The sequence below is a fragment of the Limnobacter sp. MED105 genome (assembly GCF_000170915.1).
GTDB lineage: Bacteria > Pseudomonadota > Gammaproteobacteria > Burkholderiales > Burkholderiaceae_B > Limnobacter.
In genome coordinates this window covers 36,332-56,872 of sequence record NZ_ABCT01000005.1, presented here as the reverse complement: position 1 = coordinate 56,872, position 20,541 = coordinate 36,332, and the positions used below count along the sequence as shown (strand labels likewise).

Sequence of the window (20,541 nt, the reverse complement as noted above, 5' to 3'; positions counted from 1 at the left end):
TCAAGGGCTTACACCCGCAATCCAGCCTTCTACCGGGTCGATCAATTTGGGCAAACCAAAATTGGAGTCTGCCCGCTTGGCGGCCCAGCCCGCCACCAAACAACACAACACCGCATCCAAATGATCGGCTTTGACATCGTCCAGCAAACGCGCACGCAAATAGGGGCGCACTTGCACCTTGATGCCAAACAACATGCCCTCTTCCAAAGCGCACAGCAATTCTGAGCGAGCCATGCGCCGATCGGCTGTGTCTTTTTTCGGATCGTCACTTTTGTAGCTGGCACGGTTCAGTACCTTGCGGGCCAAGTAGCCGGGGTAAGCCTCCAAGGCCACACGCGTGGAGTCGCCACGCTGCATACCAGGAATGTGGACGCCTGTTTTCATCAGCAACGGTGCGCCAGCGTGCAACATGTAAGCCACCGGTGGGTTTACCCATTTCATGGAGGGTGAAGAACCAGCAGGGCCGTCGCATTCCCGGTGCGCAAACTTGTGCCCGGCAGGCCGTGCATCACACCATGCCTTGAAGGTTGCGCGAATTTGCTCGCGGCTTAATGCACTGTAGTAGTTGATCAGGTTTTCCCAAGCCTTGAAGTCGGTGCGCCCGGCACCAGGCCACTTCAAACCTTCCACCAGCTTGCGCGACAAACCAAACGGCATGTCGATGGCGGCCACAAACCCCAACTGTTCCAGCGGCCCAGCTGCACGCTCGAATTTTCCGAATGCCTGCGGCCCTTCTTTCAGCAAGGTTTCAAACTCGCCCAGCGTGGTCAGCGAAAGCAAATCATCGACTGCCAGCACCGCCCCTTGCCACTGGCCTACAGCCACGGCAATCGGTTTTTTCTTGGTGGGGCTGCTGGAAAAATCAATGCCCAGCAAGCGACTGTTTTCAGGGTTCAAACTGCATTCTCCGGGGGCAACAAAGCCTCTAGCACGGCAAGGTGATCGGCTTCATGCAGGGGTTTGTCATGGCGAATGCGAAGCATACGTGGAAAACGAACAGCCACACCACTTTTGTGGCGAGTGGAGCGGGAAATTGCTTCGAATCCAAGTTCGAAAACCAGCACTGGCACCACCGTGCGAACTGGCCCAAACTTGTCCACGGTGTGTTTGCGAATCACGCGATCCACTTCCTTGAACTCCTCATCCGTCAAGCCAGAATACGCCTTGGCAAATGGCACCAAACGGGGCAAACCACGCGCCACTGTGTCTTCGACTTTTTCACCATTTGCAATGGCCTGCGCCACTTCTTGCGCTTGCGCTGCCGTGGCTGGTGGTGTTTCCCACACCGCAAATGTGTAATCGGTGTACAGGCTGGCACGGCGGCCGTGGCCGCGCTGGGCATACACCAACACGCAGTCCACAGTCATCGGATCAATTTTCCATTTCCACCACAGGCCATCCGCTTTGGTTCGCCCAACCCCATAGCGGGAATCTCGGTGCTTCAACATGAAACCTTCCACACCCCGTGCACGGCTTTCTTCGCGCAGCAATTTCAACTTATCCCAAGTGGGTGCTTTCACAAGTTCCGACAACAACAAACGGGGCATTTCATTCACGGTGCAGTGTTCGCAATGTTCAGCATGAAAAGCCTCCAGCGCAGCCCTGCGTTCAAGCTGGGTTTGATCCACTGTAGTCATTCCATTGAAACGCAGCAGGTCGTAAGCCAAGAAAACCACGGGTGCATCGGCCATCAATTTTTTGCTGACCACTTTGCGGTTCAAACGACCTTGCAAGGCATTGAAGCCAGCCGGCGCATCGCCTTGCCAAACTAAAATTTCACCGTCCAGAATACTGCCTTCAGGCCAGTGTGCAAATGCGGCCTGCAACTCGGGAAACTGCTCACTCACCAACTCTTCACCGCGCGACCACACCCACACCTGTCCGCCCTCTTTCACCACTTGGGCCCGGATACCGTCGTATTTCCATTCCACCAACCAGTCTTCAAGTGCTCCCAGCTTTTCGGGTTCCTCCTGCAAAGGATGCGCCAGAAAAAACGGCAAGGGCTGCCCCAAACGGCCCGGGTCCCGCCCTGTGTCGCTGTCGTCTGGTGCAGCCAACAAGGCGCTGAACTGCTCGGCGGTGGGTTGATTGCTTGCGTCGGCAAAACCCATCATGCGGGTGGCCACCAGTTTGGCATCCAACCCGGCCAATTCAGACAATGCGCGGGTCACCAACAACTTGGATACTCCTACCCGAAAACCTCCACCCACTAGTTTTACGAACAAAAAACGCTCCGTGGCAGTCAGTTCACTCCAGCACGCTTGTACGGCGGGAATACGTTCTTCATCCGGCAGATTTCGCAGAGGCAAAATACGGTGTTGCATCCACCAGGCCAAGCCCTGCGACTGGCTGGCAAGCGCAGGTGTAATCGGTAACACATGCGCAATGGTCTCGGCCAAATCACCCACGGCCTGGTAACTTTCTTCAAACAACCAATCGGGCAAACCACTCACCTGCAAGGCCACTTCGCGCAGTGTGCGTGTGGGCACGGTGCGTTTGGGTTTGCCACCTGACAGGAAGTAAACCGCCCATGCAGCATCATCAGAAGGCGCATGTTCAAAATAACGCCGCAAGGCCTGCACTTTGTGCAGAGTCGAGGTGGAGCCATCAAGCTCGGCAAACAATTCCGCAAACTGTCTCATGCAGCAGGCGCCTCGCCTTCGCCTTCACCGCCGTACTCGGTTACAAAAGCGCGTGCGTTCAATCCCTGCTCTTGCAGCCAGCGCACCATCACCTGAACATAGCCGTGAGTCACAATTACTTGTTCTGCACCGGTGGCACCAATGGCACGCATCAGCCCAGGCCAGTCTGCGTGGTCCGACATCACAAAACCCCGATCCACATTGCTGCGCCTGCGCCCACCACGCAGCTGCATCCAGCCCGATGCAAATGCATCGGAATACGCATTGCCAAATCGCTTCATCCAGGCGGCACCCTGGGCAGCTGGCGGTGCAATGGCAAGACAGGTTTTGTAAATGGATTTGTCGAGCACCTCGCTCACGGTCAACGTTTCTGGCAACTTCACGCCCGCGTCGCGATAGGCCTTGTTCAATCCCTCGCAGGCGCTGTGACATACAATGGGGCCAATGCTTGAATCAACACCCGCCAGTATTCGTTGTGCTTTGCCAAAGGAATAACCGTAAAGCACGCTGGCTTTGCCTTGCGCTGCATTAGCAGCCCACCACGCGTTGATCTCCGCATAAATTTCAGCGTCGCTGCGCCAGCGGTAAATGGGCAAACCAAAAGTAGATTCCGTAATGAAGGTGTGGCACTTCACCGGTTCGAATGCATCGCAGGTTAAATCGGAGGCCACCTTGTAATCGCCACTGGCCACCCACACCTGGCCTTGGTATTCAAGACGAATTTGACAGGACCCCAACACATGACCCGCCGGGTGCAGCGAAATCTTGACGCCGTTGTGAACAGTACCTGTGCCGTAAGGCAAGGTGTCGAGAGAAATATTGCCCAGGCGCGTGCGCAACACGCCCTCGCCGGGCGCTGCACACAGGTAATGATTGTGGCCAACACGGGCGTGGTCGGCATGCGCATGGGTAATAATTGCGCGGTCTACCTTGCGCCACGGGTCAATGTAAAAATCGCCCTGTGGGCAATACAAACCTTCGGGGCGACTCACCACCAAATCCATACTGCACAACCTTCAAAAACAGGCACTAATACCGGCTGCCAAAACCACCCACAAAAACAGCCAACAGCATTAATTTATAACACAGCCAACTGAATACCCTTTCTTTCAAAGGTCGCTGTGCGTGTTCATGGGCCTGAATTTCGCGGCTGTCTTTCTGAATGGATTTTAATAGTTCTTCCCGAAGCGCAACTGCGAACTCGCGGTTATAAACAATCACATTCGCTTCACGGGCAAACAGACAACTCAGGGGATCCAGGTTGGACGAACCCACAGTGGCCCAGTTTGAATCCACCACCGCCACTTTGGCATGCAAAAACCCGGGCAAGTATTCGTAAATATCGACACCGGACGCCAACAAACTGGAATACAGACTTTGGGTGGCGTAATGCTGAAAGCGATACTCCACTCGCCCTTGCAACAACAACTGAACATGCACACCGCGACCACGCGCTGCCAACAAGGCTTTGCGTATTTTACGGCCCGGCAAAAAATAGGCATTGCTCAGAATGATCGAACGTTGCGCATTGCCAATGGCCTGCACGTAAGCGCGTTCAATACGCCTGCGCAAACGGAAGTTGTCACGCACCGCCAGTTGGGCTTTCACCTTGCCCATCGGTTTTGTTTTGGGTGTTGAGCGCTGGCGAACCATGGCGTCTTGCAACTGTTCAACCCTTTCCTTCCACCAACCCGAACTAAAAGTGTCGGTCACCCGACCACCAGGGCCAATTTGTAACCACAACCACTCCATGTTGTGCCACACATCCTGCACCACAGGACCTTGCAACTGCACGGCAAAGTCGTAGCGTGGCCCCAATGTTTTTTGATCCAACAAATCGGTGTTCACCACCATGGCCTGTTCACGCATGCCACCTGAAGCACCCCATATAGGCTCCCGCTTCTGTTGTGCCCGCTCTGTGGCTTTCAGCAGCTCATCGCGTTCACCTTCATGGTTAAGGTCATCAATCAGGTTAATGCCGCCCACAAAGGCAATTTCGTTGTCAACCGCAATTATTTTCCGGTGCATTCGGCGAAGCCGTTTCGGGTTGAGCTTGAACAATACGCCTTCGGGCCGAAATACCCGCACATGCACGCCATGCTGCTGCAGAGTAGGCACCCAGGTACGTACGCCCTCCTGGCCACCGAAACCATCCAGCACCAAACGAACTTCGACACCGCGTGCCGCAGCTCGACACATGGCCTCACAGAAAGCCTCGCCAATGGAGTCATTTGCAAAAATATAGGTTTCGATGCGCACGGCCTGCCGCGCTTGCTCAATGGCGTCCATTGCGCGGGGAAACAGCTGCTCCCCACCCACCAGCAACTCAACTGCATTGCCCTCCCGCTCAGGTGCAGCCGCTGGCAACAGGTTCAACACCATGCACACTCCAGGTCGACCACGAATGGCGCATGGTCGGACAGCTTGGCCCAAGCAGGCCCATGAAGCACCGTGGCCTCATGAACCTTAAAACCACGTGCAAATACGCGGTCAAGCCCCAGCACTGGAAACCTGCTTGGAAAGCTACCCACACGGGCCAGGCGATTTTTCTTGTCCAAGGGCATGACTTCCTCAGCCTTCAAGCCTTGCTGCAAAATTGGCCCCAAGCGGCGCTGCCAGTCGTTGAAATCGCCCGCAACCACCAAGGGCATGCCGGCAGGTACATGCGTACCCACATGCTCAATCAGTTTGCTGGCCTGCCGCACACGGCTGCGGTAGAGCAAACCAAAATGCGCCACCATGGCATGAATGGGACCCGCAGGCGTTTTCACGCAGCAATGCAATAAACCCCGTTGTTCAAGCCGATGGTCTGAAACATCCTGATTCAGCATCCATTCAATTTCATAGCGTGACAACAAAGCATTGCCATGGTGCCCGTGTGAGTACACCGCATTCATGCCGTAGGCTGTAAAGTACTGTTGGCTGGCATGGCCCAACAGGTCGTCAATCGCAGAGGGAGACTGGGCCAAAAACTCGTGTTGCCCACCTTCTGGCCAGTGTTCAAACTTTCCGGCATGGCGGTCGTGCCGACCCTGCACCTCCTGTAAAAATACCAGGTCCGCATTCATGGCGTGGATTTGTTCGCGCAGGGCATGAATAGTAAGGGCGGGCTTGCGCAGGCCCATCACCCCCTTGTGAATGTTGTAGGTCGCAATTCGAAGTCGCATTACATGCAATACCTAGAAAATAGTTCGGTAATTTACCAAGTCAATTCAAGTCATGTCACAAACACTGGGTATTGCCCCCCAATTAGGGTTACCCCTATACTCAAGTTGTAAATATTGAACTTTCTAAAGCAGTTTAAAACCGTTTCCAGCAGCAGCTATATACCGTATATGAAAAAAGGGGCCCTTTGCGGCCCCTTTGTATTTTCAAGCCAGCCCGGCCTGAAGCTTTAAGTTCAACTCAAGAATGGCTTGTGCATTGTTGGGTGAAAAACAGCGGTCTGCTGCCTCTTGCGCATTCATCCAGGCATACCCAACATGTTCATCGGCAGCCAGTTGGGGAACAAACCCCGCTGGCACACAAGCCAGGAACCAATGCTCCGTGTTGTGGGTAACGCCTTGCGGGTAGCGATGACGCCAATGTTCGAAAATTTCGTACTGCAAACTGTGTGGCCACGGCCTGAGTACACCGGGTTGCAGCAATTCATCAGGTTTGGCATCCAGCACAGTAGGAGAATGCACAGGTGTGGCTGCAAACCCCGTTTCTTCGGCCAGCTCACGCACCGCCGCATGCAATGGCAATTCATCCGGAAAATCAAGGCTTCCAGTCACCGATTGCCAATAACCGGCTTTGTCTGCCCGTTCAATCAATAAAAAATCCCCGGCCGGGCTGACCATCACGACCAGCACCGATACGGGGATTTTATGACCGCTCAAAACTGCGCTGCCCTGGGTGGTCAAACGACGTTTTTGGGTTCGGTCTGACGCAAACGAATATGCAATTCACGCAACTGCTTTTCGTCTACAGGGCTTGGCGCTTGGGTCAACAAGCACTGCGCACGCTGTGTTTTCGGGAAAGCAATTACATCACGAATACTCTCGGCACCACTCATCATGGTCACAATGCGATCCAGACCAAAAGCCAAACCACCGTGGGGTGGTGCGCCATACTGCAAGGCATCCAACAAGAAACCAAACTTGGCAGCCGCTTCTTCTTCAGAAATGTTCAAGGCACGGAACACCTTGCTTTGTACTTTTTCCTTGTGAATACGCACCGAGCCACCGCCCAGTTCCCAACCGTTGAGCACCATGTCGTAGGCCTTGGCAATGCACTTGCCGGGGTCGGTGGTCAGGTAGTCTTCGTGGCCGTCTTTGGGGCTGGTGAAGGGGTGGTGACAAGCCACCCAGCGACCGGCTTCCTCGTCCAGTTCAAACATCGGGAAGTCGATCACCCACAGCGGTTCCCACTTGCCTTGCACCAAACCGGCTTTCTGGCCAAATTCGCTGTGACCAATCTTCAAGCGCAACGCGCCCATGGCGTCGTTTACCACTTTGGCCTTGTCGGCACCGAAGAACAGAATATCGCCATCGGCTGCACCGCTGCGCTTGAGCAGTTCATTCAGGGCGGTATCGTGAATGTTTTTCACGATGGGTGACTGCAAACCGTCACGGCCCTTGGCCAGCTCGTTGACCTTGATCCAGGCCAGGCCTTTGGCACCATAAATGCCGACAAACTTGGTGTAGTTGTCAATTTCCGAACGCGGAATTTCAGCACCGCCGGGCACACGCAGTGCCACCACTCGGCCATTGTCCATATTGGCTGGGCCAGAGAACACCTTGAAATCCACATCTTTCATGATGTCGGTCAGTTCGGTGAATTCCATTTTCACGCGCAGGTCGGGTTTGTCTGAACCAAAACGCGCCATGGCCTCGCTGTAAGGCATTACAGGGAAGGGGTTCTGCAATTCCACATCCATGGTTTGCTTGAACACCTTGCGGATCATGTCCTCGAACAGGTCACGAATTTCCTGCTCACCGAGGAATGAGGTTTCAATGTCCACCTGGGTGAATTCAGGCTGACGATCGGCGCGCAAGTCTTCGTCGCGGAAACACTTGGTGATTTGGTAATAACGGTCGTAACCGGCCACCATCAGCATTTGCTTGAACAGTTGAGGTGACTGCGGCAAGGCAAAAAACTCGCCGGCATGCACACGGGAGGGCACCAGGTAATCGCGCGCACCTTCAGGTGTGCTCTTGGTCAGCATGGGGGTTTCAATGTCCACAAAACCCTGTGCGTCCAGGTGGTTACGAATGGCCATGGCCACTTTGTAACGCAACATCAGGTTTTTCTGCATTTGCGGGCGACGCAAATCGAGTACACGGTGAGTCAGGCGTGTGGTCTCAGACAAATTTTCGTCGTCCAGCTGGAACGGAGGTGTTACGGAGGCGTTCAGAATTTCAAGGCCCTTGCACAACACTTCTACAGCACCGCTTTTCAGGTTGCTGTTTTCGGTGCCTTCGGGGCGAGCCCGCACCAGGCCCTCTACCCGCACGCAAAACTCATTGCGCAACGTTTCGGCAGTGGAAAATACATCGGCCAGGTCGGGGTCGCACACCACCTGCACCAAACCCTCGCGGTCGCGAAGGTCGATAAAAATAACACCACCGTGGTCACGGCGACGTTGTACCCAGCCACACAGGGCAATGGTTTGGCCCAGGTAGGCCTGTGACACATTGCCACAATAGTCAGTACGCATTTTCATGAATGTAAGTCTTGTTTAATGGGTTGATCCAACACGTCATCAGAGGGCGTTACCACCCCCAAGGACACAATGTACTTCAAGGCCTCGTCCACAGACAAACCGGACGGACGCAATAATTTTTCGGGAACCATAATCACGTATCCCGAAGCCGGGCTAGGCGAGGTAGGCACATAAACCGACACCAGCGGCCCCTGATCATTCAGGTTTTCCAGCAGGCTGGGGGGCGGTGTCCCGGTCACAAAACCCAAAGCCCACACCCCGGGATGTGGATAAGGCACCAGCACCGAGCGAGTAAACGCTTTTCCGGATGAGCTTAACAGCGTATCGGACACCTGCTTCACGCTGTTGTACACAATTTTGAACAAAGGGATGCGCGACAACACCCAGTCACCTGCCTTGAATAACCAGGCCCCGAAGTAATTGGCCGCCAGCACACCCGTGCCCAACAACACTGCCAGGGTCAAAATAACACCCAGCCCGGGAATATGAACTCCCAGCCATACACGGGGGTGCAGCGCATCGGGCAGCAGCATTAGGGTTTGATCCATCAAACCCACTACCAAAGCCAACACCCACAAGGTGATGCCCAAGGGTACCCAGATCAACAAACCTGTCAGCAGGTATTTCTTGATGATGTCCGAGTTCAAGACCCGTTCAGGCAACTTGGCCGACGACTTGGCTGTGGACTTAGCTGGCATCGGTACTCGGCGCCGTGGCTGAAGATGAGCTTGCGCTTGGCGCCTCACTGGATGCCGCAGTGGGGGCCGCAGTCGGCCCAGCGGTCGAACCAGCAGCCGACGACGCACTGCTGCCACCCCGGAAATCGGTCACATACCAACCCGAGCCTTTCAATTGGAAACCCGCCGCAGTTACCTGCTTTGCAAAGCTGGGCTGCCCACAACTTGGACACTGGGTCAAAGGGGCATCGCTCAGTTTTTGCAACACGTCTTTTTCGAAGCCACACGCTTCACATCGATACGCATAAATTGGCATTTCCGCTACACCTGCAAATACAAACGAAAAACTCCCCATTATAAGATGGAAGGCTGAAGAACTCCAACATCCTGAATTTCAAAGACAAAAAAAGAGCGCTTTCCTTTCGAAAAGCGCCCTTCGTGTCGACGGAGTAGGCTGCCCCATTCAGAATTCAGCCAATGACACTAGAACTACGCCGCCCTCTCTCTAGCAAAGAGCGGTTTTGGATCAACAGACTCTTAAGCGGCCTGGTATCCTGCCTCTTGTTGACCTTGCTCGCTGGCTGACCAGCGGTTGGCACGCTTGAAAGTGCCCAGATCATTGAATCGAACGCCGTTTTCACGCATCACTTCGTGTGCCTTCTTGGCGGTCATCTGGCGAATGTAGAACGGATCACGAACTACGAAATGATGAATGCCGTGGGTTGAGCCAAAGTTGAAACAGAACAGGTGCGGAATGATGAACCACTTGCTGTTCAGCACCTGACACTGCTGCACGAAGTTGCCGTCTTCGATGTCGCCAAAGTAGTGCATGTTCGAGCTGATGAAGTTGATGCTGAACGAACGCAACAAGTTGGGTGCGAAAATCAGCACGGCGACGGTATTGGCAGTTGCAACCAGTTCGGGGGTCACAAAGGCGGGCCATGGCACGCTGTAACCGACAGCCCAGGCGGCTGCTTCCACTGCCCAGTACGCCACATAAGCATGCCAGCCAATGTAGAACGCTGAAGCCAATGGGAAGTTACCAGCAGCGCCCATCATCAGCATTTTAAGACGACGATTCTTTGGAATCCTGAACACACGCAACACCACGCTCAATTCCAGATCAAACATCATCAGCAAGCGCAGTGGAGTAAACCGCTCGCCGTTGGTAATGGCGCGCTCTTCCAGGTCAGTTTCGGTGCCGGAATGCTTGTGGTGATGCAAATGCAAGTGGCGGCGCGCCCAGGGATTGATGGTGCTGGGGCGGCAAATCCACACCAGGGCCATCATCAGGTTGTGCATGAACTTGTTTTTACGGAAATACATGTAATGGATCAGGTCATGTTCCAGTTCATGCGTGAAGCTCAGGAAAATGGCGATCACAGGGATGGTTACATACCAGGCCAGCACACCTTCCACGTAAGCCCAACCGGTCAGTACTGCGCCTGCCATGGAAAACAGCAGAATGGCCATACCGATCAGGTCTTGGTGCTTCAAAATCGGGTACTTGGCGCGAATGCGATCGCCTTCGGCGAGCACAGCGCTTTTAATGGTTGCAATGCGTTTCTGATCCAGCGCATTGATATTGTTCTGCTTGATACGTGACGCGCCATCGGCTTTTGCCGCTTGCCCCATCAGTTTTTCACTCAAACTTGACATACTGTTGCCTCTTTATGTTTTTGGCTTTTGGTGATTGAAGTATGCTTGGAGTTCACCAGTAAAGCTTGTTCCGAGACGACAAGCCCATGACCTTCGGCGCCAAAATAAAGAAGCAATGAACAACAAAGCGTCCAACCCTACCAGCAACACCCCAACGGCCCTGGCCAGTTGGATGCGTGGCCTTGCCCGCGAACTTGAACACCAAGGCTGTGATGCACGCGCCTTGTTCAACGAGGCCGGGCTGGACTTTGCCCTGCTGGACGCACCTGAAGCGCGCTACCCCGTACCCCAAACAACCCTGCTGTGGCAAAAAGCAGTGGCTGCCACTGGCGACGAAACCCTGGGTATCAAGGCCATTCGGCACATCACACCGGCCACCTTTCATGCTGTGGGCTTAAGTGTCATGGCCAGCGAAACCCTGGAACAGGCTTTTGGCCGCATGCGCCGGTTCGTGGACCTTGTGACCGACGCCAGCGAGATTGAGCTTTTGAGTACTCACGATGAATTTATTGTTGAGTTGAAATTAAGGGAGGGCGCACACCCTGCCCACCAGTCGACCGACGGATTTTTGTGTTTGCTGGCCAATGCAGGCAAAGGCTTGGGCGACCCCAGCCTGGTGCCACAACGGGTCGAGCTAAGCCGCCCTGCCCCACAGGCCAACAATTTGGACTTTTTCGAGAAAAGCTTTGCAGCCCCGCTGGAATTTGGCTGCAACACCATGCGAATTGTTTACGAACTTTCCATGGTGCGCACTCGGTTGAAAGGCGCCAACCCGCTGATCGCCGAGCACCTGGACCAAGCAAGCCAGGCTGCCATTGAAAGGTTAAAGCCAGCAAGCAGCGTGAGTAAAAAAGTACGTACCTGGGTGGTCAACCATTTGACACAAGGCGCTCCCAGCATTGAAGAAGCTGCCGCCTACATGAACATGAGTGCCCGAAACCTGCAACGCAAACTGGCTGACGAAGGCACCAACCTGGCAAGCATTGTGGACGAAATCAGGCAAAGCGAGGCCACGCGTCGCCTCAAGCAAAGTCAGGATTCACTCACCGCAATTGCACTCGACCTGGGTTTCTCTGACGCATCGGCCTTCAGCCGGGCCTGCAAGCGCTGGTTTGGAAAAAGCCCCAGCGACATACGCGGGGGCTAGGGTTTTTCACAGACGGCGCGCGTACCTTAATTGATTGCGTCGTAGTGCGTGTAAGAAGTGTAGGAACCACTCTTGTTCACGAGCAACACATCGTATTCAGCCCGTTTTTCCGGAAAATCCGGGTGCTCCATGCCAGGCGAACCCATAGGCATGGCAGGCACAGACAAACCCACCACATCAGCGGGCTTCTCGGCCAACAACTTCTTGATGTCATCCGCGGGCACATGCCCCTCAATCGCATAGCCTGCAATTTTGGCACTGTGGCAACTGCCATATTGCTGCGGCATACCCAAGGCCGCCCGGAAGCTGTCTGTGTTGCTGACATCATTCACTTTCACGGTGAAACCGTTGTCTTCCAGGTGCTCAACCCACTCCGAGCAACAACCGCAAGTGGGTGTTTTCCACACCTCGACAAAATTGTCACCTTGCTGGGCCACCTCGGCCGGCTTGTCGCTGCATGCCGCAATCAAGCCTGAACAGGCCAACAGCATGGCTCCCAGCCAATAATTCGTTCTAAAAGTTTTCATTGAATCAACTCACTTTGAATTCAGTATCGATCAGGCCGGGAAGAACCAAACGAACCTGATCGCCATTTTTTAGAGCCCCAACCCCCTCGGGAGTTCCGGTGAATATCAGGTCACCTTCCTGCAAGGTAAACACCTCGCTTAAATAACGCACGATGAACGGAATTGGAAACAGCATTTTCCGGACATCGCCATGCTGGCGAATTTGCCCATTCAAATGCATTTGAAATTCAATGTTGTGCGGTTGTTCAATTTTGTCTGCAGGGACAAACTGGGTCACTGTGGCAGCACAATCAAAACCCTTGGCCACAGCCCAGGGCAAGCCACCCTGTTTGGCTTTGGTTTGCAAGTCGCGGGCAGTTAAATCAAGCCCCAGCCCGTACCCGGCAATGTGCTTCAGCGCCTGGTCCTCGGCAATGTTTTTCCCGCCCTGCCCGACCAGCAAAACCAGTTCGGCCTCGTAGTGAACATCGCTGGAATGTGCAGGCAACGCAATCGGAGTTCCCGGCGGGTGCAAAGCCGATGTGGGCTTGATAAACACCACTGGATCTTCTTCGGGGCGGTTGCCCAGCTCGGCAATGTGCGCTGCATAATTTCGGCCAATGCAAAAAATATTGCGCACCTGAACTGCTCTGGTTTGTTCGGCATGTAAGGCGATGTGAGGCATGGCAGGTCCTTTAAAAATTTACTGACTAGATTTGACACACAAAAAAAGCCCGTGACCAATTGGCGCACAGGCTTTCAGAGGTTGCCTCGAAAGGCCAATCAGAACGGGATGTCGTCATCCAGATCAGCAACGCTTTGTGGAGCCGAGCGCTGGGGCGCGGGGGCCGACGAACGCATGCTGCTGCCACCCGAATTGCCGCCTGAACTGCGGCTAGGCGCAGGTGACTGGTCAAAGTCATCGCCGCCACCCATGGATGAACCACCGCCACCGCTTTCACGACCACCCAGCAATTGCATTTGATCAGCAATAATTTCAGTGGTGTATTTGTCCACACCCGACTGGTCTTGCCACTTGCGTGTTTTCAAACGGCCTTCGATGTAAACAGAACGGCCCTTCTTGCAGTACTCACCTGCAATTTCAGCCAGGCGGCCGTAAATGACAACCCGGTGCCATTCAGTTTCTTCGCGCTTTTCACCCGTGTTCTTGTCTTTCCAGCTGCTGGAGGTGGCCAGGGCCAGATTCACCACTGCGCCACCATCGGGCAGGTAGCGCACGTCGGGGTCTTTGCCCAAATTACCAACCAGAATTACCTTGTTTACTGAGGCCATGGAATGAAATGCTCCTTGAATTCTCGAAATGAGTCTTGAAATGAATGGAAGTGGGGCTAGCTAGCTGACCACCGAACTGCCTGCTGGGTCGCTGACAGATGCGGCGCTTGCGGCACGTGGTGGCAAAGCCTTGATGCCCATGGCCAACAAAAACCACACCACCACCAGCAACAACACACCCTCAAACACACCCTGCGCGCCGAGGTGGCGGAACGCCAAACCACCCAGTGCGCCACCGGCAAAAAGCCCCAACGCTTGAGAAGTATTATATACACCCAAAGCCAAACCCCGGTGACTGAGGGGTGCCACTCGTGACACCCACGAGGGAAGGGTAGCCTCGAGTAAATTAAAGCCCACAAAGTAGGCAAGCAGCAGTACGACCAGCGCCCAGCCTTGATCTGAAAACAACACGAAGCCCAAAAGCACCGCACCCATCAGAGCAATCGAGCCCAACTTCACCTGCTTGGTCTTGGCTTTTTTCTCAGCCCACACCATCAGCGGCACCATCAGCACGAACGAGCCCAACACCACTGGCAAGTACACCTTCCAGTGCTCGGCCAGTGGCAATTCAAGGCCACTGAGCAGAAGGCTAGGCACCACCACGAAAAGAGACATCTGCGTTAAATGCAGCGTAAAAATACCCAGATTCAGGCGCAGCAGGTCGGGTTGGGTCAGCACCGCCCAACCGTCGGCAAAACTGCCTTTGAGCTTGGCTTCCTGATCAGCCAAATTCGGTGTCGGCAACAAGCAAATCACCACCCCGATGCCCAGAATGCTCAGCACGCCAGTCATGGCAAACAGCCCGCTTAGACCAAAAAACTTGTACAGCACCGGCGAAAACACAAGCGACAAGGCAAAGGTAACGCCAATCGACGCTCCAATCATGGCCATGCCTTTGGAGCGCACTTCATCCCGGGTTACATCGGCCAGCAAAGCCGACAAGGCCGCTGAAATGGCACCAGCGCCCTGCAAGGCACGCGCCCACACCAACTGCTCAACCGTTTCGGCCACATAGCCCAACCAGCAACCGGCAGCAAACAGCAACAGGCCGCCAATAATGATCGGCTTTCTGCCCAGTTTGTCGGAAGCCCACCCCAGCGGAATTTGCATGCAGGCCTGCGCAAGGCCGTAAATTCCCATGGCCAGGCCCACCAGGCTCAAGTTGTCCCCACCTGGCATACCGGCGGCATGAAGGGAAAACACCGGCAGGATCATGAACATGCCAAACATGCGCAGCGCGTAAATGCTGGCCAGCCACCCAGCGGCCTTGCGCTCGGTGGGTAGCATTTTGAAAGCATCGGGTGCTGCGGTATGGCTCACGGTCTTGCGGCTCATGTGTGATTGAAATTCAAGGGCTTGAACAACCCTTGCAGATGTCTTGTTCCGGGAAACCGTCTATAGTATCAGGTTGGCCGCTGATTCCATTTGTTGTACCGCATGAACTCCATTCGCATTCGTGGCGCTAGAACCCACAACCTGAAAAACATTTCGCTCGATCTGCCCCGCGATTCGCTTGTGGTGCTGACCGGACTATCTGGCTCGGGCAAATCCAGCCTGGCTTTCGACACTTTGTATGCCGAGGGCCAACGCCGCTATGTCGAAAGTTTGTCGGCCTACGCACGCCAGTTCCTGCAATTGATGGAAAAGCCCGATGTTGATTTGATCGAGGGGCTGTCCCCCGCCATTTCAATTGAACAAAAAGCCACCAGCCACAACCCACGCTCTACCGTGGGCACGGTGACTGAAATTCACGACTACCTGCGCCTGTTGTTTGCCCGTGCCGGCACGCCACGCTGCCCCGAGCACGACATGGAACTGAGTGTGCAAACGGTGTCGGAAATGGTGGACACCGTACTGGGGTGGCCTGAAGAGGCGCGCATCATGATTCTTGCGCCTGTGCTGAACCAGCGAAAAGGCGAGCATGTCGACTTGCTCAACGACCTGCGCGCGCAAGGCTTTGTGCGCATTCGCCTGAAAAAAGGCCCGCAAGATGCGCCGGAAATTCTGGAACTGGACAAACTGCCACCGCTGGACAAACACCACAAGCACAACCTGGACGTGGTGGTTGACCGTTTGAAGGTGCGCGTGGATGCCCGCCAGCGCCTGGCAGAAAGCTTCGAAACCGCACTTCGCTTGAGCGATGGCAAGGCCATTGCCGTGAACCTGGACACGGACACTGAAACCGTGTTTTCCAGCAAATTTGCCTGCCCGGTTTGTGATTACAGCCTGACAGAACTTGAACCCCGTTTGTTCTCGTTCAACAACCCGGCAGGCGCCTGCCCGGTGTGCGATGGCTTGGGCCATGAAACATTTTTCGACCCCTTACGCGTGGTGGCCCACCCCGATATTTCGCTGGCTGCAGGCGCAATCAGCGGCTGGGACCGCCGCAACGCCTTGTACTATCAAATGATTCAAAGCCTGGCTGCACACTATGGCTTTGACCCGGAATCAGCCTGGAATGAATTGCCAGAAGACGTGCAACAAGTGGTGTTGTATGGTTCAGGCAGCGAACAAATCACGTTTACTTACCTAAGCGAACGCAGCAAACCTGTGGCCAAAACCCACGCTTTTGAGGGCATTTTGCCCAACCTCACGCGCCGCCACCGCGACACCGATTCTTCTGCGGTACGCGATGAACTCGGCAAGCTGATGGCCGTGCGCAGTTGCCAGGCCTGCCAAGGCTCACGCCTGAAAACGGGGGCTCGCCATGTGTTCATTGGCGAACACGAGCACCGCAAGGCCTTGCACCAGGTCACAGAGCTGCCCATTCACAAAGCATTGAGCTATTTTGAAGCCATGCATATGCAGGGCGCGAAAGGGCAAATTGCAGAAAAAATCGTGGTGGAAATCAAGGCACGTTTGCAGTTCTTGAATGACGTGGGCCTGAATTATTTAACGCTGAACCGCAGCGCCGATACACTGAGCGGCGGTGAAAGCCAACGTATTCGCCTGGCCAGCCAGATCGGTTCCGGATTAACCGGGGTGATGTATGTGCTGGATGAGCCCTCGATTGGTTTGCACCAGCGCGACAATGACCGCTTGATACAAACCCTGTTGCGCCTGAAGAATTTGGGCAACACGGTGTTGGTGGTTGAACACGATGAAGACGCCATTCGATGCGCCGACTACGTGGTCGACATGGGCCCAGGTGCAGGCGAACATGGGGGCCAGGTGGTTGCACAAGGCACACCCGCTGAAATTCTGGCCAGCCCGGAATCGCTGACCGGCCAGTACCTGAATGGCAAGCGAAAAATTGAACGCCTAAGCCCAATGCGCAAACCCGACCCAGCACGCATGCTGACGGTTCACGGTGCCACCGGCAACAATCTGAAAAATGTCACTGCCAACATTCCAGTGGGTTTGTTTGTTTGCGTGACCGGTGTTTCAGGTTCAGGCAAATCAACCTTGATCAACGACACCCTGCTGGCCGAAGCTGCGCACCAGTTGAACCGCGCACACAAAGAAGGCGCGCCACACAGCCACATCAGCGGGCTTGAGCATTTTGACAAAGTGATTGCGGTCGACCAAAGCCCGATTGGCCGCACCCCGCGCAGCAACCCCGCAACCTACACGGGTTTGTTTACTCCCATTCGTGAATTGTTTGCCGGTGTGCCCGCCTCGCGTGAGCGCGGTTACGATGTGGGCCGCTTTTCATTCAACGTGAAAGGCGGGCGCTGCGAAGCCTGCCAGGGCGACGGCGTGGTGAAAGTAGAAATGCACTTTCTGCCCGACCTGTATGTGCCCTGCGATGTGTGCCACGGCAAACGCTACAACCGCGAAACACTCGAGATTTTGTATCGCGGAAAAAGCATTGCCGAGGTGTTGGAATTAACGGTTGAGCAAGCGCTGGAAGTGTTTTCAGCGGTGCCCAATATTGCACGCAAACTGCAAACCCTGATCGATGTGGGCTTGGGTTACATTCGCTTGGGCCAATCAGCCACCACACTTTCTGGTGGCGAAGCACAGCGTGTGAAGTTGTCGCTTGAGCTTTCAAAACGCGACACTGGTAAAACACTTTACATCCTTGATGAGCCCACCACCGGCCTGCACTTTCATGACATTGCCATGTTGCTGAAAGTATTGAATCCGCTGGTTGAGCAGGGCAACACCGTACTGGTGATTGAACACAACCTGGATGTGATCAAATGTGCCGATTGGGTTCTCGACATGGGCCCCGAAGGCGGCGACAACGGCGGCATGCTGATTGCCGAAGGCACGCCCATGGACATTGCGAAAAATGCAAACAGCCACACCGGAAAGTTTTTGGCACGCTTTTACAACGATGAAGCAGAGCCCACCAAGCCCACGCGGAAAACCACCCGGAGCGCCTGAAAAATAGGCGCAAAAACAAGTCATGTACAATAGGGAGTTCTTTCAAGCAGTGGGAGCACCATGAACGAACAACTCGAAACCCTATTCAAATACATCGAACCAGCCAAACTGCTGGATCTCGGACTACAAGCGACCAAGTTTGTTGTGGTCATCATCGTTGCCCTTGTTGTGCTTCGCCTTGTGAAGGCAGCCATAGAACGAGTGGGCAAGCGCATGCAACAACGTGGCTCAACACTGGACGATCAAAAACGCGTTGAGACACTTACACGTGTTTTGAAGTATGTAGCCAATGTGGTGGTTTTGCTGCTCGGTGCACTCATCGCACTGGGCACTATTGGCATTTCAATCGCGCCCGTTCTGGCTGCAGCCGGTGTAGTGGGCTTGGCAGTTGGTTTCGGTGCGCAAAGTTTGGTGAAAGATTACTTCACTGGCATTGTGCTCCTGATCGAAAACCAGATTCGCGCAGGTGACTTCATTGAAGTGGGTGGCAAAAGCGGCACGGTCGAAAATGTAACCCTGCGATATGTGCGTTTGCGTGACGCACACGGCAATGTGCATTTTGTTCCGAACGGTCAGATTGATTCAGTGACAAACTCCACCATGGAATTCGCGTATGCAGTTGTTGATGTCGGCATTGCCTACAAAGAAGAAGTGGATGCTGCAATTCAAGTGATGCAAAAAGTGGGCACAGAATTGACTGAGGACAAAGACTGGGGGCCGAAAATTACCGAACCCATGTCAACCTTTGGTGTGCAGGAACTTGCCGATTCAGCCGTGATTATTCGCGTGCGTTTTAAAACGCTTCCCGGCGAGCAATGGGGCGTGCGCCGTGAGTACAACAAGCGCATTAAAGCGGCGTTTGACAATGTGGGTATCGAGATTCCATTCCCGCACGTCACCATGTGCCCGAGCACAGGAAGCGCGATGGAACTGCCAGCGCAGATTTCCTCGAGCTGAGTTTCAGAGCAAGGTGAGGTTTATGTGCTGCGTCGACACAACCCACCGATGCACAACAAGAAAGCCGCTGGTCGAAACCAGCGGCTTTTCATTGGCACACAGCCTGCAGCAAATTAACGCGGCAACACTGTAGCGCCCATCAAGAACTCGTCCACCTCACGCGCTGCCTGGCGACCTTCACGAATCGCCCACACCACCAAAGACTGACCACGGCGCATGTCGCCCGCAGCAAATACCTTGTCCACATTGGTGCGGTAGCAGCCTTCACCATCGGTGGTGGCTTTGGCGTTTCCGCGGTTGTCTTTGTCAACACCAAAGGCGTCAAGAATACTTTTCGCAGGGTTGGTAAAGCCCATGGCAAACAACACCAGGTCAGCATCAACCATAAACTCTGAACCTGCAATTTCCTGCATCTTCATCTGGCCGGTGGCTTCGTCTTTTACCCATTCAACTTTGGCGCACTTGGCCGCTTTGACATTGCCTTTGCCATCGTCGATGAATTCTTTGGTGGTCACTGCCCAGTCACGTGCCACGCCTTCTTCGTGTGAAGAAGAAGTGCGCATTTTCATGGGCCAGTAGGGCCAAACCAAAGGCTTGTTTTCTTCTTCGGGCGGCTGGGGCATCAATTCAATTTGCGTCACCTGCTTGGCACCGTGGCGGTTGGATGTACCCACGCAATCGGAGCCGGTGTCACCACCACCAATCACGAGCACGCTTTTCTTCGTGGCCATGATTTGGTCTTTCAACTTGTCACCCGCATTCACACGGTTTTGCAGTGGCAAGAATTCCATTGCAAAGTGAACGCCTTTCAATTGGCGGCCAGGAATTGGCAAGTCGCGCGGTACTTCTGAACCACCTGTCAAAATAACGGCGTCAAACTGTGCCATCAATTCTTTCGGTGTAACGGTTTCCTTGGCCAAGTTGGTGATGCCACCCTCGGCCAATTTTTCGCCCACGAACACGCCGGTTTTGAAGGTGACACCTTCGGCCTGCATTTGCTCGACGCGACGATCAATGTGGAATTTCTCCATCTTGAAGTCGGGGATGCCGTAACGCAGCAAACCACCAATGCGGTCGTTCTTTTCAAACACGGTAACATCGTGACCCACACGCGCCAGCTGCTGTGCAGCGGCCATGCCTGCGGGGCCTGAACCCACCACAGCCACTTTCTTGCCGGTTTTCTGGGCGGGCACCTGGGGCACTACCCAGTTGTTTTCCCAGCCTTTGTCGATGATTGCGTGCTCAATACTCTTGATGCCTACGGGTTCTTCGTGAATACCCAGTGTGCAAGCCGCTTCACATGGAGCCGGGCAAATGCGGCCCGTAAATTCCGGGAAGTTGTTGGTGCTGTGCAGGGTGTGCAAAGCCGCCTTCCAGTCTTGCTTGTAAACCAGATCATTGAAGTCGGGGATGATGTTGTTGACCGGGCAGCCGTTGTTACAAAACGGAATACCGCAGTCCATGCAACGTGCACCCTGAATTTTGGCTTCGTCGTCGTTCAGCGTAATAACAAATTCTTTGTAGTGCTTGACGCGCTTTTCGGGAGCCTCGCTGGCTTCCTTCAAACGCTCAAACTCCATAAATCCTGTGACCTTTCCCATTTTTCAAATCCTCACTAACA

At 54.4% G+C, this 20,541-nt stretch carries 18 protein-coding genes; 3 read left to right on the top strand and 15 right to left on the bottom strand.

What is annotated here, in order from left to right:
• The 10 genes from LMED105_RS06555 to LMED105_RS06510 all read right to left on the bottom strand — a co-directional run bounded on the left by LMED105_RS06555 (position 1) and on the right by LMED105_RS06510 (position 10,685).
• Positions 1-897, bottom strand: a complete 897-nt coding sequence (locus LMED105_RS06555; RefSeq protein ID WP_008249518.1) for a DUF429 domain-containing protein — start codon at positions 895-897, stop codon at positions 1-3.
• Positions 894-2,642 carry a cisplatin damage response ATP-dependent DNA ligase gene (locus tag LMED105_RS06550; protein WP_008249517.1) on the bottom strand — a complete coding sequence of 583 codons (1,749 nt, stop codon included), beginning with the start codon at positions 2,640-2,642 and terminating at the stop codon, positions 894-896. Before LMED105_RS06550 ends, LMED105_RS06555 begins: the two co-directional genes overlap by 4 nt.
• Positions 2,639-3,646: a ligase-associated DNA damage response exonuclease gene (locus LMED105_RS06545; protein ID WP_008249516.1), complete on the bottom strand. Its 1,008-nt coding sequence runs from the start codon at positions 3,644-3,646 to the stop codon at positions 2,639-2,641. Before LMED105_RS06545 ends, LMED105_RS06550 begins: the two co-directional genes overlap by 4 nt.
• Positions 3,647-3,671: 25 nt before the next feature.
• Positions 3,672-5,024, bottom strand: coding sequence for a phosphatidylserine/phosphatidylglycerophosphate/cardiolipin synthase family protein (locus LMED105_RS06540; RefSeq protein ID WP_008249515.1), 1,353 nt, complete (start codon positions 5,022-5,024; stop codon positions 3,672-3,674).
• A complete protein-coding gene (locus tag LMED105_RS06535; RefSeq protein WP_008249514.1) occupies positions 5,015-5,809 on the bottom strand; it encodes an endonuclease/exonuclease/phosphatase family protein in 795 nt (264 codons plus the stop codon). The genes LMED105_RS06540 and LMED105_RS06535 overlap by 10 nt, the downstream gene beginning before the upstream one ends.
• A gap of 204 nt (positions 5,810-6,013) precedes the next feature.
• Positions 6,014-6,523 carry a dihydroneopterin triphosphate diphosphatase gene (nudB, locus tag LMED105_RS06530; protein WP_040512684.1) on the bottom strand — a complete coding sequence of 170 codons (510 nt, stop codon included), beginning with the start codon at positions 6,521-6,523 and terminating at the stop codon, positions 6,014-6,016.
• Positions 6,524-6,543: 20 nt separating this feature from the next.
• Positions 6,544-8,349, bottom strand: coding sequence for an aspartate--tRNA ligase (gene aspS / locus LMED105_RS06525; RefSeq protein WP_008249510.1), 1,806 nt, complete (start codon positions 8,347-8,349; stop codon positions 6,544-6,546).
• Positions 8,346-9,047 (bottom strand): DUF502 domain-containing protein, encoded by a 702-nt coding sequence (locus LMED105_RS06520; protein WP_008249509.1) that lies wholly within the window; start codon positions 9,045-9,047, stop codon positions 8,346-8,348. The genes aspS and LMED105_RS06520 overlap by 4 nt, the downstream gene beginning before the upstream one ends.
• Positions 9,037-9,342: an FmdB family zinc ribbon protein gene (locus tag LMED105_RS06515; RefSeq protein WP_040512680.1), complete on the bottom strand. Its 306-nt coding sequence runs from the start codon at positions 9,340-9,342 to the stop codon at positions 9,037-9,039. Before LMED105_RS06515 ends, LMED105_RS06520 begins: the two co-directional genes overlap by 11 nt.
• A gap of 221 nt (positions 9,343-9,563) precedes the next feature.
• Complete coding sequence (locus tag LMED105_RS06510) at positions 9,564-10,685, bottom strand: fatty acid desaturase (protein WP_008249507.1); 1,122 nt, start codon at positions 10,683-10,685, stop codon at positions 9,564-9,566.
• A 115-nt stretch (positions 10,686-10,800) separates the two neighbouring features.
• On the opposite strand from LMED105_RS06510, the gene LMED105_RS06505 reads away from it, so the two are divergent.
• Positions 10,801-11,832 (top strand): AraC family transcriptional regulator, encoded by a 1,032-nt coding sequence (locus tag LMED105_RS06505; protein ID WP_008249506.1) that lies wholly within the window; start codon positions 10,801-10,803, stop codon positions 11,830-11,832.
• Between the two features lie 26 nt (positions 11,833-11,858).
• Here the strand turns inward: LMED105_RS06505 and LMED105_RS06500 are convergent, their stop codons facing one another.
• The 4 genes from LMED105_RS06500 to LMED105_RS06485 all read right to left on the bottom strand — a co-directional run bounded on the left by LMED105_RS06500 (position 11,859) and on the right by LMED105_RS06485 (position 14,966).
• Complete coding sequence (locus tag LMED105_RS06500) at positions 11,859-12,359, bottom strand: DUF411 domain-containing protein (protein ID WP_198006806.1); 501 nt, start codon at positions 12,357-12,359, stop codon at positions 11,859-11,861.
• Between the two features lie 4 nt (positions 12,360-12,363).
• The gene (locus LMED105_RS06495) at positions 12,364-13,023 is read right to left on the bottom strand and encodes a fumarylacetoacetate hydrolase family protein (RefSeq protein ID WP_008249504.1); all 660 of its coding nucleotides are present in this window, start codon (positions 13,021-13,023) and stop codon (positions 12,364-12,366) included.
• A gap of 98 nt (positions 13,024-13,121) precedes the next feature.
• Positions 13,122-13,631, bottom strand: a complete 510-nt coding sequence (ssb, locus tag LMED105_RS06490; RefSeq protein ID WP_008249503.1) for a single-stranded DNA-binding protein — start codon at positions 13,629-13,631, stop codon at positions 13,122-13,124.
• A gap of 60 nt (positions 13,632-13,691) precedes the next feature.
• Entirely contained in the window at positions 13,692-14,966 is a 1,275-nt protein-coding gene (locus LMED105_RS06485; protein ID WP_008249502.1) for an MFS transporter, read from the bottom strand.
• A 102-nt stretch (positions 14,967-15,068) separates the two neighbouring features.
• Here LMED105_RS06485 and uvrA point away from each other — a divergent pair, with 102 nt between their 5' ends.
• Together uvrA and LMED105_RS06475 are read left to right on the top strand one after the other, a co-directional pair.
• Entirely contained in the window at positions 15,069-17,963 is a 2,895-nt protein-coding gene (gene uvrA / locus LMED105_RS06480) for an excinuclease ABC subunit UvrA (RefSeq protein WP_008249499.1), read from the top strand.
• A 60-nt stretch (positions 17,964-18,023) separates the two neighbouring features.
• Complete coding sequence (locus tag LMED105_RS06475) at positions 18,024-18,920, top strand: mechanosensitive ion channel family protein (RefSeq protein WP_008249497.1); 897 nt, start codon at positions 18,024-18,026, stop codon at positions 18,918-18,920.
• 113 nt (positions 18,921-19,033) lie between these two features.
• On the opposite strand, the gene LMED105_RS06470 is transcribed toward LMED105_RS06475, so the two are convergent.
• Positions 19,034-20,521: a glutamate synthase subunit beta gene (locus LMED105_RS06470; protein ID WP_008249496.1), complete on the bottom strand. Its 1,488-nt coding sequence runs from the start codon at positions 20,519-20,521 to the stop codon at positions 19,034-19,036.
• Between the last annotated feature and the right edge of the window lie 20 nt (positions 20,522-20,541).

Excerpts from the sequence above, each read along its gene's own strand:
- LMED105_RS06550 (WP_008249517.1), bottom strand. The coding sequence starts at position 2,642 with ATGAGACAGTTTGCGGAATTGTTTGCCGAGCTTGATGGCTCCACCTCG.
- LMED105_RS06545 (WP_008249516.1), bottom strand. The coding sequence starts at position 3,646 with ATGGATTTGGTGGTGAGTCGCCCCGAAGGTTTGTATTGCCCACAGGGC.
- LMED105_RS06540 (WP_008249515.1), bottom strand. The coding sequence starts at position 5,024 with ATGGTGTTGAACCTGTTGCCAGCGGCTGCACCTGAGCGGGAGGGCAAT.
- LMED105_RS06535 (WP_008249514.1), bottom strand. The coding sequence starts at position 5,809 with ATGCGACTTCGAATTGCGACCTACAACATTCACAAGGGGGTGATGGGC.
- aspS (WP_008249510.1), bottom strand. The coding sequence starts at position 8,349 with ATGAAAATGCGTACTGACTATTGTGGCAATGTGTCACAGGCCTACCTG.
- LMED105_RS06520 (WP_008249509.1), bottom strand. The coding sequence starts at position 9,047 with ATGCCAGCTAAGTCCACAGCCAAGTCGTCGGCCAAGTTGCCTGAACGG.
- LMED105_RS06515 (WP_040512680.1), bottom strand. The coding sequence starts at position 9,342 with ATGCCAATTTATGCGTATCGATGTGAAGCGTGTGGCTTCGAAAAAGAC.
- LMED105_RS06510 (WP_008249507.1), bottom strand. The coding sequence starts at position 10,685 with ATGTCAAGTTTGAGTGAAAAACTGATGGGGCAAGCGGCAAAAGCCGAT.
- LMED105_RS06505 (WP_008249506.1), top strand. The coding sequence starts at position 10,801 with ATGAACAACAAAGCGTCCAACCCTACCAGCAACACCCCAACGGCCCTG.
- LMED105_RS06500 (WP_198006806.1), bottom strand. The coding sequence starts at position 12,359 with ATGAAAACTTTTAGAACGAATTATTGGCTGGGAGCCATGCTGTTGGCC.
- LMED105_RS06495 (WP_008249504.1), bottom strand. The coding sequence starts at position 13,023 with ATGCCTCACATCGCCTTACATGCCGAACAAACCAGAGCAGTTCAGGTG.
- ssb (WP_008249503.1), bottom strand. The coding sequence starts at position 13,631 with ATGGCCTCAGTAAACAAGGTAATTCTGGTTGGTAATTTGGGCAAAGAC.
- LMED105_RS06485 (WP_008249502.1), bottom strand. The coding sequence starts at position 14,966 with ATGAGCCGCAAGACCGTGAGCCATACCGCAGCACCCGATGCTTTCAAA.
- uvrA (WP_008249499.1), top strand. The coding sequence starts at position 15,069 with ATGAACTCCATTCGCATTCGTGGCGCTAGAACCCACAACCTGAAAAAC.
- LMED105_RS06475 (WP_008249497.1), top strand. The coding sequence starts at position 18,024 with ATGAACGAACAACTCGAAACCCTATTCAAATACATCGAACCAGCCAAA.
- LMED105_RS06470 (WP_008249496.1), bottom strand. The coding sequence starts at position 20,521 with ATGGGAAAGGTCACAGGATTTATGGAGTTTGAGCGTTTGAAGGAAGCC.